This window comes from Prosthecobacter sp. (genome assembly GCF_029946185.1).
Classification (GTDB): Bacteria; Verrucomicrobiota; Verrucomicrobiia; order Verrucomicrobiales; family Verrucomicrobiaceae; genus Prosthecobacter.
Genome location: NZ_JAQSEA010000192.1, coordinates 15,885 through 28,375 on the forward strand (window position 1 = coordinate 15,885; position 12,491 = coordinate 28,375).

The window sequence follows — 12,491 nt, forward strand, 5'->3', positions numbered from 1 at the left end:
TTTATTCAATGGTTGCAAGCAATCAGTGTGCCGACGGAACCGGGAGTAAGAGGAAGAGGAGAATTTGAGTGGTTATCGGCGGACCGGGGCTGAGCAGAAAAAAACGCCGCGCGGTTTCCCGGGCGGCGTTTTTTGGTTTGGGTGACCAGGGGCTGTTTTATTAGCGGAAGCTTTTGGCGAAGTCGTCGGAGGTGGCTTTGGCGACGACTTTGGTTTTTTGGAAGGTGGATTGTTCGCCCTTTTCTTTGAGGATGGTTTCGTAGTCGGCGGAGGACATGGGGAGCTCGATGGTTTTGTCCTGCCAGGTGGAGAGGAGGATGGCGTTGGCGAGTTCGACGCTGTGAAGGCCTTCGGCGGCGGGGGAGAGCAATTTTTCGCCTTTGAGGATGGCGTTGGTGAAGTTTTGCAGGATCTCGATGTGTTGGCCACCGGCTTGATCGACGTGGATGTCCATGTGCCAGCTTTCGGGCATGGCGAAGGCGGCTTCGGCTTCCATGCAGAATTTGCTCATGGGCTGGCGGTTGCGCTGGAAGTGGATGCGGGTGCCGTCGGTGACGGTGAGGCGGCCCTGTTCGGCGGAGATTTCGAGCTTGTTGATGCCGGGGGCTTCGCCGGTGCTGGTGACGAAGGTGGCGGTGGTGCCGTTGTCATACTGCATGACGGCGGTGACATCGTCCTCGACTTCGATTTCATGGAAGCGGCCGAACTGGCAGAATCCGCGCACTTTTTGAGGCATGCCGAAGAGCCACTGGAAGAGGTCGAGATTGTGCGGGCACTGATTCATGAGGACGCCGCCGCCTTCGCCTTTCCAGGTGCCGCGCCAGCCGCCGGTGGCGTAGTAGTAGTTGGTGCGGAACCAGTTGGTGACTTCCCAGTGGACGCGACGGACGGCGCCGAGTTCGCCGCTGTCGATGAGGTCTTTGACCTTCTTGAAGCAGGCGTTGGTGCGCATGTTGAACATGGCGGCGAAGATTTTGTTCTTGTCCGTATGGGCGGCGATGAGGCGCTCGCAGTCGGCTTTGTGGACGGAGATGGGCTTTTCCACGAGCACATGGAGGCCAGCCTGTAGGGCTGCGATGCCGATGGTGGTGTGGCTGAAGTGGGGGGTGCAGATGAGGATGGCGTCGAGGTGACCGCTGCGCATCATCAGGTTGACGTCGGTGAAGGCTTTTTCGCCTTCGATGAGGTTCGGCAGAGTGCCGACGCTCTCGCACAGCGCGGTGACACGCAGGCCGGGAATTTTGCCAGCGCGAATGTTTGCAAGGTGTGCCTTGCCCATGTTTCCAAGCCCAACGATGCCAATTCTGACGGTATCCATGGTGCGAGACTAGCGGGGCAGGCGAGACGGTCAAGCGACTCAACAGTTGCGCTTTGCCCGCCCAGCCTGCATTTTAGGGGCATGCGCCTACTCCGCCGCCTCCGAGACCTGCTCATTCCAGCTGTGGGATGTCTGGCGGCGCTGCTCAGCCCCTCCCTTATGGCAGACGACCTTCGAATTGGCATCATCGGCCTCGACACTTCGCATTCGGAACAGTTTACGCTGCGCCTGAACGATCCGGCGAATCCCAACCATATTCCCGGTGCGCGGGTGGTGGTCGCTTTCCCCGGGGGGAGTCCTGACATTGAGGAGAGCAAGTCGCGGATCGAGGGCTTCACGGCCACGGTGCGCGACAAGTTTGGGGTGCGCATCGTCGCGAGTGTGGAGGAGGTCTGCAAAGATGTGGATGCGGTGCTGCTGCTGAGCCTGGAAGGCCGGCCGCGGCTGGAGCAGATGAGGAAGATCATCGCGGCTGGTAAACCGGTTTTCATGGACAAGCCGGTGGCGGCGTCTCTGAAGGATGTGGTGGAAATTTACGAACTGGCTGCGGCAGCGCAGGTGCCGGTGTTCAGCGCGTCCGCCGTGCGCTGGTATCCCGGGGTGCTGGAGGTCGCGAATGCGGAGCCCACTCCGGCGCGGGGTGTCATTTCGTATGGACCGGCGCATGTGCTGCCGCACCACCCTGACCTGTTTTTCTATGGCGTTCACCCCACGGAGTCGCTGTTTACCGTCATGGGTTCCGGGTGCCTTTCCGTCACGCGAACGACGACGCCGTCCGAATCCGTCGTGACGGGACTGTGGTCCGAGGGGCGCACCGGCACGCTGGTGGCGATTCATGAAGGCGCGATGAGCTACAAGGTGATCCGTTTTGGGGACACGCAGATCACGGAGCAGAAGTCGGAGGGTGACTACACGCCGATGCTGCGTGAGATCGTTAAATTTTTTCAGACGAAGCTGGCGCCGGTGACGCCGAGGCAGACGATGGAGATTTACGCCTTTATGGCGGCTGCGGAGGAGAGCAAGCACCGGGATGGGGCGAGAGTCACGCTGCGTGAGGTGATGGTAAAAGCGGGTGCGCCTGAGGCGTGGCTGCCGGAGGATGGGACGGCGAAGCCGAAGCCTTCGTCACCCAAATCGGTGCCGAAGGGGCTGCCGAAGCCGGGGGCTTCGTGACAACCTCAGGGGACATCATCTACCAGAGCAGCTTCACTCCATAGGCCGGGAACTCTGTGTCCCGTGAGATGAGGGTGAGCTCTTCGACCAGTGCTTGAGCTATGATGAGGCGGTCAAAAGGGTCGTGATGATGCAGCGGCAGGTGGCGATGCCGTTGCAGGTGAGGCATCAAGATCGGCAGGAGCATGATTCCATCGGCATCCAGACGTGCTGGAAACAGTTTCTCAAAAGGTTCAGGAAGCGTGAGCTTGCCCAGCGAGTCCTTGATGCCGATTTCCCACAATGTCGCGGGGCTGACAAACAGGGTGTTGGCAGGATCTTGGATTGCCGCGAGAGCGGCGGTGCTCAGGTGGCTGCTGCCGGCCAGATACCAGAGCAAGGCGTGGGCATCCAGCAGCACATTCATGGACGGTAGTCAGCAAATTCAGCCAAGGGGGAGTCGAAGTCGTCTGCCAGGACAATGCCTGGAACCGAACCATAACCTTTGCGTATCACTGGCTGCGACACCGGTGTTGTTTCATCCGAAGTGGATTTGAGAAACTTCAAGTAATGCCACAATTCGCGCAGCAGCGGTTCCGGCTGGTGTGCGACCTCCGAAATGATGAGTTGCTGGATCGTCATGGGCTGCGTGAACTTGTGCGGAACATAGTCCCGATCATCGCCTGTGCAAGAGCGGGCAGCCTGCAACGCCCTCGTCACTCCGCGTTTTGCACCTGCTCGCGGATTTTTTCGAGCTCGGTTTTGGCGGTGACGACGTGGTGGGCGATTTCGGCGTTGTTGCACTTTGAGCCCATGGTGTTGAACTCGCGGAAGAACTCCTGGAGGAGGAAATCCAGGCTGCGTCCGGCGGGCGTGCTGCTGGCGAGGTAGGAGCGGAACTGCTGTACGTGGCTGGCGGCGCGGGTGAGCTCTTCGGAAATGTCGGTGCGGTCCGCGAACAGGGCGATTTCTTTGACGAGGCGTTCGTCGTCCAGAGGGAGGGGGAGGCCGGCGTCTTCGAGGCGCTGGCGGAGGACTTTGCGCTGGTGCTCGGGGACGGTGGCGGCTTTGGCGCGGATCGACTCCAGCAGGGATTCGATGGCTGCGAGCCGTGTCTCGATGTCGCTGCGGAGGCTGGCGCCTTCTGTGCTGCGCATGATGTTCAACTGCTTCAGGGCGCCGGCCAGCGCCTCCTGAATGGAGGGCCAGGCGTCTTCGGTGATGACCTCTGCCTGTGCCTGGGTGATGACGCCGGGCATGCGGGTGATGTCTGTCAGGGAGATGTCCGAGGGGATATTCAGTTTCAGTGCCAGGGCACTCATGGCGTGGTAGTAACTGGCCGCCAGTTCTTGATCGACGCGGATGGAATCGGTGGCCGCTGCTGCGGATTCCTTGCGCACAGCCACGTTCACGCGTCCGCGAGAAACAGCGGCGGAAACCTCGGTGCGGACGGCGTTTTCCAGCTCGGAAAGTTCGCGGGGGAGATTGACGGCGACTTCGAGCTGCTTGCGGTTTACGGAGCTGCATTCCACGCTCCACGTCACGCCGGAGCGCTGTGATTCACCCCGGCCAAATCCTGTCATGCTTTTCATAGCCATCAGATGGAACGAGATTTGACATTGGTAAAGCTTTGGATGCGGCGGCGGACAGGGCTGACGCATGCAGAGGCCAAGGAGAGCGTTGGGTCCTCTCCGAAGGACAAAAAGGACGGCAAGACAGCGTTTTCCGTGACAGCTAGATTTTTTGCTGCTGTTCATGCGTCAACCCTGTGGGTGGCACATTCGCCGCGATTCCAATTTGCATCCCCCCGGGTGCTCCCTAGTCTCGCCATCCCTATGGCAAAAGCGGCACTCGGCAAAGGACTCGGCGCACTCATTTCGGCATCCTCATCGGTGTCAGGAGTCTCGCGTCTGCCTGCGCTTGCCCAACCAGCCCCTGGAGATGTGGTGAATCGGGTGACGCTGGACCAGATCGTCCCGAGCCCGCTGCAGCCGCGTAAGGAGTTCCAGCCGGAGATGCTCACGGAGCTCATGGAGTCCATTCGTGAGCACGGCATCATCCAGCCGCTGATCGTGCGGCGGGTGAACGGCAAGATGGAATTGATCGCTGGTGAGCGCCGTTTCCGTGCCTCACGCGAGCTGGGTCTCAAGGAAATTCCCGTCATTGTCCGCGAAGCCAGCGACAAGGACGTGCTGGAGATGGCGCTGATTGAAAACCTGCAGCGCGAAGGGTTGAACCCCATCGATGAGGCGCAGGCCTACTCGCGTCTGGCGAAGGATTTCAACATGCGCCAGGAGGACATTGCGCAGCGCGTGGGCAAGAACCGCGCCACGGTGGCCAACACCATGCGCCTGCTGGAACTGCCGGTGGGCATCCGCGACATGCTGGTGGCGACGAAGATCTCAACCGGGCATGCCAAGGTGCTGCTGATGCTCAAGCAGCATGAGGAGCAGGAACGTCTGGCGCAGCAGATCGTCGCCAAGAGTCTCACAGTTCGTGCCACTGAAAAAGCGGTGGATGCCATCCTGCACCCGCCGCCGCCGCCCAAGCCGAAGCCTACGGAGACGGACCTGATCCGTGCGGTCGAGGCGGTGGAGCAGAAGCTTATTCAGCATCTGACGACGAATGTCAGCATCCATCATTCCGAGAAAAAAGGACGCATTGAGATCGACTACTACGGTGTGGAAGATTTGAACCGGATCCTCAGTGTGATTGGCGTCAAAGAAGAGACCTTTGTGGAGGAGTAACGGGCGCTGTGCGCCAAAGATGAAATCCGAATGACGAATGACGAAACACGCATGCGTTCCAGGCAGATGACATTCTTCATGCGTCAAACGTCCTTGCTTGTTTTGGCGCTCATGCTTCTGGGCTGCAAGCCAGCCGAGTCAAAAACGGACGCGGCGGAGGTGCGCGAATTTCTCACGCATTACTTTGCCACATGGTCTGCCAAGGACATGGATGGATATGGCGGGTGCTTTCACGAGCAGGCGCGCGTCGTTTTCGTGCATCAGGGTGTACCGCAAAGCCAGGGGCTGACCGACTTTTTGCATGGGCAGAAACTGAGCCACGCCAGCACCACGGTGCCGATGACCGAGGTGCCCACGGACATGAAAATTCTCAGTGACGAACGCACGGCCCAAGCCAGCGTGCGCTGGAAGCTCACGAAGGGAGCCGACATCACGCTCGGCACCGATTGTTTCACGCTCATCAAATCGCCCACAGGCTGGAAGATCATGAGCCTTGTCTTTTACAACGACTGACCGCCAACCGCGCCTAAAGCCCATGCCAAGCACTCCCGCCAAGTCTCCCATGCCTTCTGAAGTGGAAGATGCCTCTGCCCGCAAAACTCGCTTGTTCCTCGGCCTTGTGTGCTTCTTTGCGGGAGCCGCGATCATGGTCGTCGAAATCAGTGCGTTCCGGCTGCTGGCACCTTATTTTGGCAACACCATCTACACTTCCACGGCGCTGATCGGGGTGATCTTGGTGGCCTTTAGTGTGGGAGGATATCTGGGGGGACATCTGGCGGATCGCAAGCCGGCGCTGGATTTGATCGGCTGGCTGCTGGGGGGCGCGGCGGTGCTGACGCTCTTTATTCCAGCGCTGCACATGGTCTTCAGCCTGTCTTTGAGCGCTTTCGGAGTCATCACTGGGCCGCTCTTGATTTCGCTGGTGCTGTTTGCGTTGCCCGGTGTGCTGCTGGGGGCGGTTTCACCTGCGTCTGTGCGTTTTTACAGCCTGACGCAGAAGGACACGCATGTGGGTGCGGCGGCTGGAACGATCAGCATGCTGGGCTCACTGGGCAGCTTTGTGGGCACGTTTGTGTCGGGTTTCTTCCTGCTGTCCACCTTTGGCGTGCGTGGCATTTTTGTGGGGGCGGGTGCGGTGCTGCTGCTGCTGGCCGTGGCCTCGTTCATTCTGGCGCGCAATGCGGCGAAGGTTCAGGTGCTCATTGCAGGGCTGATCGCGGGAGTCGTGGGCTGGACGTCTGAGAAGCCGCCGCTCATTGGATTGATCCATGAGCGTGAGTCAGTCTATCATCACATCAGTGTGTTTGAGGAGGGTGAGGCACCGAACAGGCGCCGGCTGCTGGCACTGGATTCGACGCAGGAGGGGGGCATCAATCCTGACACGGGCGAACTCATCCTGCCGTATCAGGAATACTGGAAGCTGGCGCTGCTGCGTGAGCCCGCCGAGGTGAGCAGCGCGCTCTTTATTGGTGCGGGGGCGTTTGGCATGCCTGAGAAAGTGTCGCGGGATTTTCCGAAGGCGGCTGTGGATGTGGTGGAGATTGATCCGCAGGTGATCGATGTGGGGCGCAAGTTTTTCAAACTGGACGAGCACCCGCGTGTGAACGCGCATGCGGCTGACGCGCGACAGTTTCTGCGACTCGCGGACCGGAAATGGGACCTCATTTTTGGCGATGCCTATAACGGCCGGCATGCGATTCCATCCCACCTGGCAACGCGAGAGTTTTTTCAACTGGTGGCCGACCATCTGGAGCCTCGGGGTGTGTACGTGATGAACATCATTGCGGCCGTGAGTGGCCGCAAGGCGGATCTGACTGCGGGCATGGTCGCCACGCTGCGCCAGGTGTTTCCCTCGGTGGAGGTCTTTGGCGTGGGCTATCGACGGGATGAACCGCAGAACGTCATTCTGCTATGCTCCCGCGAAAATGTGCGCGCGCTCATTCAGGATCGTTACGTGATGCCTGGTTCGTGGCAGGAAAAGCTGATTCGTACGCTGGTTCCTGCTGGAACGGTGCCGCGTTCTGAAGTGGTCTTTACGGACAACTACAATCCCGTGGATGCGATCATCGCACGAGGCTTGCTGGAATGACGGGAGGGGGCGTGGAGTCCCCAGGCTTACGGGTTGTTTTCCTTCAAGGGCTTCGCAGCAGGAGCGAGAGAGGGGGCGACGAAGGCATCGAAGACGAGAACGCCTTTGAGGGAGTCCACGGCGCGTTCGAGCTGCTTGTCGCCAAGGCTGGCGAGCTCCAGTGCTGCGGCTTCACCGGTGCCGTGGGAGGCGCGCCATTTGGCGATGCGCAGTTCCTCTTCGGAGGTGAGAGCAGAGATGATGTTGGGCTCGACGCCGGCCTCGTGGATGGTGCGATGGCTTGGCGTGTAGTACTTCGCGGTGGTGAGGCGCATGGCCGCGCCGTTTTTCATGGGAAGGATGGTCTGCACGCTGCCTTTGCCGAAGCTTGTGGTGCCGACGATGATGGCGCGCTTCAAATCCTGCAGCGCGCCTGCGGTCAGTTCGGAGGCGCTGGCGCTGCCCTGATTGATCAGCACGGCGATGGGATATTTGCGGGGCTCCCTGCCATTGCGTGACGGGGTGCGGAAGGGGGGCGGGTTTTGGGAGGCCACGCGGCCCTCGGTGGTGACGACTACGGTGCCTTCCGGGAGGAACTCACCGCATACGGCCACAGAGCTGTCCACCAGACCGCCGGGGTTGTTGCGGAGATCGAGCACGAAGGCCTGCATGCCTTCTTTTTCGAGGAGATCGAGTGCCTTGCTGAGTTCACGTGGGGTGGGCTGGTTGTACTGTGAGATGCGGGCGTAGCCGATCTTGTAAGCGCCCGCCATTTTTGAGGCGAGGAGCATGGGGTCATGCACGGAGGTTTCGGCCAGGGTTTCGTGCTTCACCTTGAATTCAAGGAACTGCTTGGTGCCGGGACGGCGTATGGTGAGGCGGACTTCATCGCCAGCTTTGCCTTTGAGGAGCTGCATGGCCTCTGCAATGCCGACGGAATCGGTGAGGACTTCGTTGATGCGTACGAGTTGATCGCCGGAAAGCATGCCTGCTGCATTGGCGGGGCCGTCTTCGCGGACGGTGATGATGGTGAGGATGTTCTGGCGCAGGGCGATGGTGATGCCGATGCCTTCTGAGGTGTCGCTTTGCTCGCGCTGCATGTCTTCGAAGAGAGACTTGCCCATGTATTCGCAATGGGGGTCAAGGCGATGGAGCATGCCTTCCAGTGCCCCCTCCACGAGATCGGAATAGGAAATCTTTGACTCATCCACGTAGTTTTGTCGCACCATTTCCATGGCGCGGGTGAGCATCTCGATCTGCGTGTAGGCGTCTTCTGGCGGTGGTTTTGCGAGGGCTGCTGGAGACTTAGGGTCTGCTTTGGGGGCAGGTTTTGCCTCAGCCGGTTTTGTCACGGGCTTGGGGGCCGGAGTCGTCGCGGGTGCCGCTGGGGTCGGGGCAGGGGACGGAGGGGCCGCGTGAAGGCTCACGCTGACGGCCAGGAGGGAAAGGAGTGCGGGGGCGCAACGCATGGTGGCAACCTGCATGATTTCGGGCGCTTGCGACAGGAGAAATTCGGCGAGCTGAAGGCCATGGCTCCGCCAAGAATGAAGCCGCCGAAGCTGAAGAAGGAGCGGAGTGACGGGCAGGCGCTGCTGGTGGACGCGGCGTGCTAAGAGGGCTTTGGGTTTGCTTCCCTGAAGGATGCGGCCTGTACCAGGGTAGCCTCGCTGAGGCTCGGCAACCCTTCGCTATGATGCGGAAGGCCTTTGGCCTTCACTGGAGTTTGGCCCCGGTATATGGGAAGATCGTTGGCCTTCAAGATGTGGATGGGAGCCTCTTGTCCGAGTCTCAGCAGTGTACAGACTAATCACTCCAAAGTGATGCTGGACCAGTAGGAGAACTCCATGCTCCAGCCGTTGGCGTGGGCTTCGAGGCGGAGGGTGACTTCCTGGCCGGCGAACTTTGAGAGATCGATATCGAGAGTCTTCCAGCGTGGTTTTTCGTGGTCCACGGTCAGTTCTTTGACGACCTGGCCGTTGACCACGGCTTTGAGGGTCCAGTCGCCACGGTCATCGGCGGCGACGGTGGCTGTGAGGTTGGTTTTGCCGGGTTCGATCTTGAGTTTGCGCTCGAAGCTGGCGGGCGTTTTTTTGTCGGGGAAGGGGTGCATGAGGAGCACGTTTTTCTGGCCGTAGTACTCGGCGAGTTTGACGGGGGTGCGTTCGAAGTCGGGGGCGCTGACTTTCCAGCCGGGATTCCAGAGGCTGACGCTTTCCCAGTCGATGGCGCGTGAGCTGGGACCTTTGGGTTTGGCGGTGGTGGGTTCTTCGACGCCTTTAATGAGGAGGTCTTTTTTCTCCTTGGTGAGGGGGCCTTCTTCTGGTGGGGCGAGGACGTACCAGATGAGATCGCGGAAGGCGGTGTCGGGGAGATTGCCGAAGCCCATGGGCATGAGGCTCTGCTTGGTATTGGTGAGGGTGGCGACCTGATCGCGCGGGACGACCTGTGTGGCGCCGCCGGCACCGAGGAGTTTGACGTGGGTGGGGGTGTCTTCGACGACGCGTCCGGCGAGGGTGCGGCCGTCCTTGGTGGAGACGGTGAAGTTTTCGTAGCCGTTGCCGATGATCTGGTTGGGATCGATGACGTTGGCGAGGATCGCGTCCAGGTTGCTGCGGCCGCTGCCGATGAGGTCTGGGCCGACCTTTTGGCCGCCGCCGTGGAACTCGTGGCAGACCATGCAGGTGCCGGCGAAGATGAGTTTGCCGTTGGCGAGGTCGGGTTCGCCGGTGAGGGCTGCCTGCTTCTTTTGAGCGATGAGGGATTTCACGTCATCGGAGGAATCTTTCCAGGCTCCGAGGACTTTGAAGGCTTGATCGCGGATGGCTTTGTCCTTGCTGGTGGCGAGGGCGCGGCGGACGGGAACGGGGAAGCCGGTGGGGCTGACTTTGCCTGCGGCGATGGCTGTGAGCATGGCCTGGGTCCAGGTGGTGCGGGTGCTGAGGGCTTCGATGGCGGCGTTGTAGAGCAGGCCTCTGGCCTGCGGGCCGGACTGCAAGCCGGAGGCTTGCGCCAAGGTCAGAAGCGGGGCGATGAAGTCATCGCCGCCAAGGTCTGCTGCGGCGCGGATGGCGGCGACGGCGAGGGCTGTGGAGGTCTTTGGTGTGAGGATGGGTTTGAGGCCTTCCTTCACGGTGTCGGTGCGGACCTTGCGCAAGGATTGCAGGATGGCGATGCGTTCCTTTTCGGGCTTCGAGGTGTCGTGCAAGGAGACGATCATTTCTTTCACGGCAGCGTCATCGCCCCAGAGGACGGCGAGTGTTTGGCCGTGTTTGCGGACGTCGGCGTTGGTGTGGGTGCGCCATGTGGTGAGAGTGGCAGAGACGTCTTTGGCTGGCTTGATCACACCGTTTTCCTGGCCTTTGACGAGGCCGTCGAGGGCGTGGGCGAGGAGGATGTCGTGGGCGGCAATTTTGTCGCAGAATTCGACGGCGAGGGTGAGGTTCCCAGCCTTGCGGGTGTCGCAGAGACGGCGCATGGATTTGTGAACCAAGGGCTGGGAAAGGGGCTGGAACTTAGGTGCGGAATCCGAGAGCCAGTCGGTCCAGAATACGGGGTTGGCAGCGAGCACGGGTTCGAAGCTCTGTCAGATGGAGAGGGCGAGCACGGCATCGGCGCTTTGGGCTGAGCTTTTCAGAATTGCAGTGAACATGTTTGGCCAAGCGAGCCTGAAGCCGTCGTTTTTGCGGCCATCAACCGTCAGCCTGCGGGCACTGCATTGGCGCAAGGCGACGGCCACCGCGAGACGTACGCTGGGCTCGGAGTCAGCCGCCAGCTTTTCGAGGTAAGCGGGGATGCCGACATTCATGCCTACGCGAAAGGGGGTGCGGGCGACGGTATCGCCAACATGGCGAGCGGCCCAAGCGCGCAGCGAGGGGAATTTTGATTTGGCTGCATTCTCCAGAACGGATGAGGCGCGTGCACCGCGATCGATTTGCAGCAATGTCCACAGGGCATCGATGCGGCTGGCGGCATTGTTTGCGGAGGAATTGGCCAATGTGGCGACGGGTGCAACGGCGTCTTCTTGATCGCTTTTTTCGATGAGGACTCTGCGGGCCATGCGGCGCATCCAACTGTTGGAATGCTCGAGGTTGTCCACCAAGTCGTCGGTGGGGAGCTTCATGAGATTGAGGTCGGTTCTTTCGCGGGTGTTTTTGGATTTGTCGTCTTGGAGGACGACGCGCCAGATGCGGCCGCGTTCGCGGTCAACGCCTTCCGGGTTGGCTTTGGCGTTTTGGTAGCAGGGGTATTTGTCGCACCAGTCCATGATCCAGAGGAAGCCGTCGGGGCCGGTCTGGGTGCTGACGGGGCGGAACCAGCCGTTGTTGGCGCGGAGGAAGTCGCGGCGGGGCTCGCATTTAAAGGTGGCCCCAACGGGGGTGAGGACTTCTTCGTGGATGGCGTTGTCATGGATGTTGCCGATGAAGGCGTGGCCGTGGGTGTCGGCGGGGTAGCGGCCGCCTTGATAAATCTGGATGCCGGCGTAGGCGGCGCGGAAGTGTTTGTGTTTTACGATGCTGGGTAGGAGCTCATAGGCGTAGGGGTTCTCCGGTGCGCCGCCCTGGCGGACGTAGATGCCGCCGGGGGCCATGTGGAAGAAGTGATCGATGACGCAGGCGCTGACGAAGAAGTTGCCTGCGGCGTCGTAGTCGCAGCCCCAGGGATTGCTGGTGCCGTCGGCGAAGACTTCGAATTCCCATGCGCCTTCTTTTTCGCGTGTGGTGGGGCGCGCGCGGCCGATGCCGGCGTCGAATTTGAAGCCTTCGTTTTCGGGCTGGCCGGGGCGGCGGACTTTGCTGTTGGTGAAGACGCCATGGGTCATGTAGAGCCAGCCGTCGGGGCCCCAGGTGAAGCTGTTGACGAGCTCGTGGGTGTCCTCGCGGCCGAAGCCGGTGAGGACGACGCGCCAGGCGTCGGGTTTGTCGTCGCCATTGTCATCGCGGAAGTGGAGGAGGTGGGGCTGCTGGCCGATATAGATGCCGTCGTCGCCGCAGATGATGGCGCTGGCGAGGTTCAGGCCTTCGACGAAGACGGTGCGCTTGTCGGCCTCGCCATCGTTATTGGTGTCTTCGAGGATGATGACGCGGTCGCGCGGGATTTTTTCGCCCAGCTTGGGCATGGGGTGGTATTGGTCGTCCTTCGCTTCGCCACCGAAGGGGCGTTGGTTTTCAGGGAGGGGCGTGCCTTCGGGGTATTCGTAGGCTTCCAC

At 60.7% G+C, this 12,491-nt stretch carries 12 protein-coding genes; 5 read left to right on the forward strand and 7 right to left on the reverse strand.

Annotated elements, in window-relative coordinates; all coding sequences use genetic code 11:
* Positions 1 to 160: 160 nt before the first annotated feature.
* Positions 161 to 1,318, reverse strand: a complete 1,158-nt coding sequence (locus PSV43_RS16460; RefSeq protein WP_300199682.1) for a Gfo/Idh/MocA family oxidoreductase — start codon at positions 1,316 to 1,318, stop codon at positions 161 to 163.
* Positions 1,319 to 1,399: 81 nt separating this feature from the next.
* On the opposite strand from PSV43_RS16460, the gene PSV43_RS16465 reads away from it, so the two are divergent.
* Positions 1,400 to 2,491 (forward strand): Gfo/Idh/MocA family oxidoreductase, encoded by a 1,092-nt coding sequence (locus PSV43_RS16465; protein ID WP_300199686.1) that lies wholly within the window; start codon positions 1,400 to 1,402, stop codon positions 2,489 to 2,491.
* 19 nt (positions 2,492 to 2,510) lie between these two features.
* On the opposite strand, the gene PSV43_RS16470 is transcribed toward PSV43_RS16465, so the two are convergent.
* The 3 genes from PSV43_RS16470 to PSV43_RS16480 form a co-directional block, all read right to left on the reverse strand.
* Positions 2,511 to 2,897 carry a type II toxin-antitoxin system VapC family toxin gene (locus PSV43_RS16470; RefSeq protein WP_300199688.1) on the reverse strand — a complete coding sequence of 129 codons (387 nt, stop codon included), beginning with the start codon at positions 2,895 to 2,897 and terminating at the stop codon, positions 2,511 to 2,513.
* Positions 2,894 to 3,112: a DUF2281 domain-containing protein gene (locus PSV43_RS16475; protein ID WP_300199691.1), complete on the reverse strand. Its 219-nt coding sequence runs from the start codon at positions 3,110 to 3,112 to the stop codon at positions 2,894 to 2,896. Before PSV43_RS16475 ends, PSV43_RS16470 begins: the two co-directional genes overlap by 4 nt.
* A gap of 74 nt (positions 3,113 to 3,186) precedes the next feature.
* Positions 3,187 to 4,062, reverse strand: a complete 876-nt coding sequence (locus PSV43_RS16480) for a YicC/YloC family endoribonuclease (protein WP_300199694.1) — start codon at positions 4,060 to 4,062, stop codon at positions 3,187 to 3,189.
* Between the two features lie 243 nt (positions 4,063 to 4,305).
* Between PSV43_RS16480 and PSV43_RS16485 the strand changes: the two genes are divergently transcribed.
* The 3 genes from PSV43_RS16485 (at position 4,306) to PSV43_RS16495 (ending at position 7,306) form a co-directional block, all read left to right on the forward strand.
* Positions 4,306 to 5,217: a ParB/RepB/Spo0J family partition protein gene (locus PSV43_RS16485; protein ID WP_300199697.1), complete on the forward strand. Its 912-nt coding sequence runs from the start codon at positions 4,306 to 4,308 to the stop codon at positions 5,215 to 5,217.
* 78 nt (positions 5,218 to 5,295) lie between these two features.
* Positions 5,296 to 5,730 carry a nuclear transport factor 2 family protein gene (locus PSV43_RS16490; RefSeq protein ID WP_300199699.1) on the forward strand — a complete coding sequence of 145 codons (435 nt, stop codon included), beginning with the start codon at positions 5,296 to 5,298 and terminating at the stop codon, positions 5,728 to 5,730.
* A 22-nt stretch (positions 5,731 to 5,752) separates the two neighbouring features.
* Entirely contained in the window at positions 5,753 to 7,306 is a 1,554-nt protein-coding gene (locus PSV43_RS16495; protein ID WP_300199702.1) for a fused MFS/spermidine synthase, read from the forward strand.
* 26 nt (positions 7,307 to 7,332) lie between these two features.
* On the opposite strand, the gene PSV43_RS16500 is transcribed toward PSV43_RS16495, so the two are convergent.
* Positions 7,333 to 8,637, reverse strand: a complete 1,305-nt coding sequence (locus tag PSV43_RS16500) for a S41 family peptidase (RefSeq protein ID WP_300199705.1) — start codon at positions 8,635 to 8,637, stop codon at positions 7,333 to 7,335.
* Positions 8,638 to 8,700: 63 nt separating this feature from the next.
* Between PSV43_RS16500 and PSV43_RS16505 the strand changes: the two genes are divergently transcribed.
* Complete coding sequence (locus PSV43_RS16505; protein WP_300199707.1) at positions 8,701 to 8,898, forward strand: hypothetical protein; 198 nt, start codon at positions 8,701 to 8,703, stop codon at positions 8,896 to 8,898.
* 194 nt (positions 8,899 to 9,092) lie between these two features.
* Here the strand turns inward: PSV43_RS16505 and PSV43_RS16510 are convergent, their stop codons facing one another.
* Positions 9,093 to 10,760 carry a c-type cytochrome gene (locus PSV43_RS16510; RefSeq protein ID WP_300199710.1) on the reverse strand — a complete coding sequence of 556 codons (1,668 nt, stop codon included), beginning with the start codon at positions 10,758 to 10,760 and terminating at the stop codon, positions 9,093 to 9,095.
* Between the two features lie 108 nt (positions 10,761 to 10,868).
* A partial coding sequence (locus tag PSV43_RS16515; protein WP_300199713.1) for a PVC-type heme-binding CxxCH protein occupies positions 10,869 to 12,491 on the reverse strand: 1,623 nt, incomplete at its 5' end.

Coding starts and splice junctions, on each gene's coding strand:
- PSV43_RS16460 (WP_300199682.1), bottom strand. CDS start 1,318: ATGGATACCGTCAGAATTGGCATCGTTGGGCTTGGAAACATGGGCAAG.
- PSV43_RS16465 (WP_300199686.1), top strand. CDS start 1,400: ATGCGCCTACTCCGCCGCCTCCGAGACCTGCTCATTCCAGCTGTGGGA.
- PSV43_RS16470 (WP_300199688.1), bottom strand. CDS start 2,897: ATGAATGTGCTGCTGGATGCCCACGCCTTGCTCTGGTATCTGGCCGGC.
- PSV43_RS16475 (WP_300199691.1), bottom strand. CDS start 3,112: ATGACGATCCAGCAACTCATCATTTCGGAGGTCGCACACCAGCCGGAA.
- PSV43_RS16480 (WP_300199694.1), bottom strand. CDS start 4,062: ATGAAAAGCATGACAGGATTTGGCCGGGGTGAATCACAGCGCTCCGGC.
- PSV43_RS16485 (WP_300199697.1), top strand. CDS start 4,306: ATGGCAAAAGCGGCACTCGGCAAAGGACTCGGCGCACTCATTTCGGCA.
- PSV43_RS16490 (WP_300199699.1), top strand. CDS start 5,296: ATGCGTCAAACGTCCTTGCTTGTTTTGGCGCTCATGCTTCTGGGCTGC.
- PSV43_RS16495 (WP_300199702.1), top strand. CDS start 5,753: ATGCCAAGCACTCCCGCCAAGTCTCCCATGCCTTCTGAAGTGGAAGAT.
- PSV43_RS16510 (WP_300199710.1), bottom strand. CDS start 10,760: ATGCGCCGTCTCTGCGACACCCGCAAGGCTGGGAACCTCACCCTCGCC.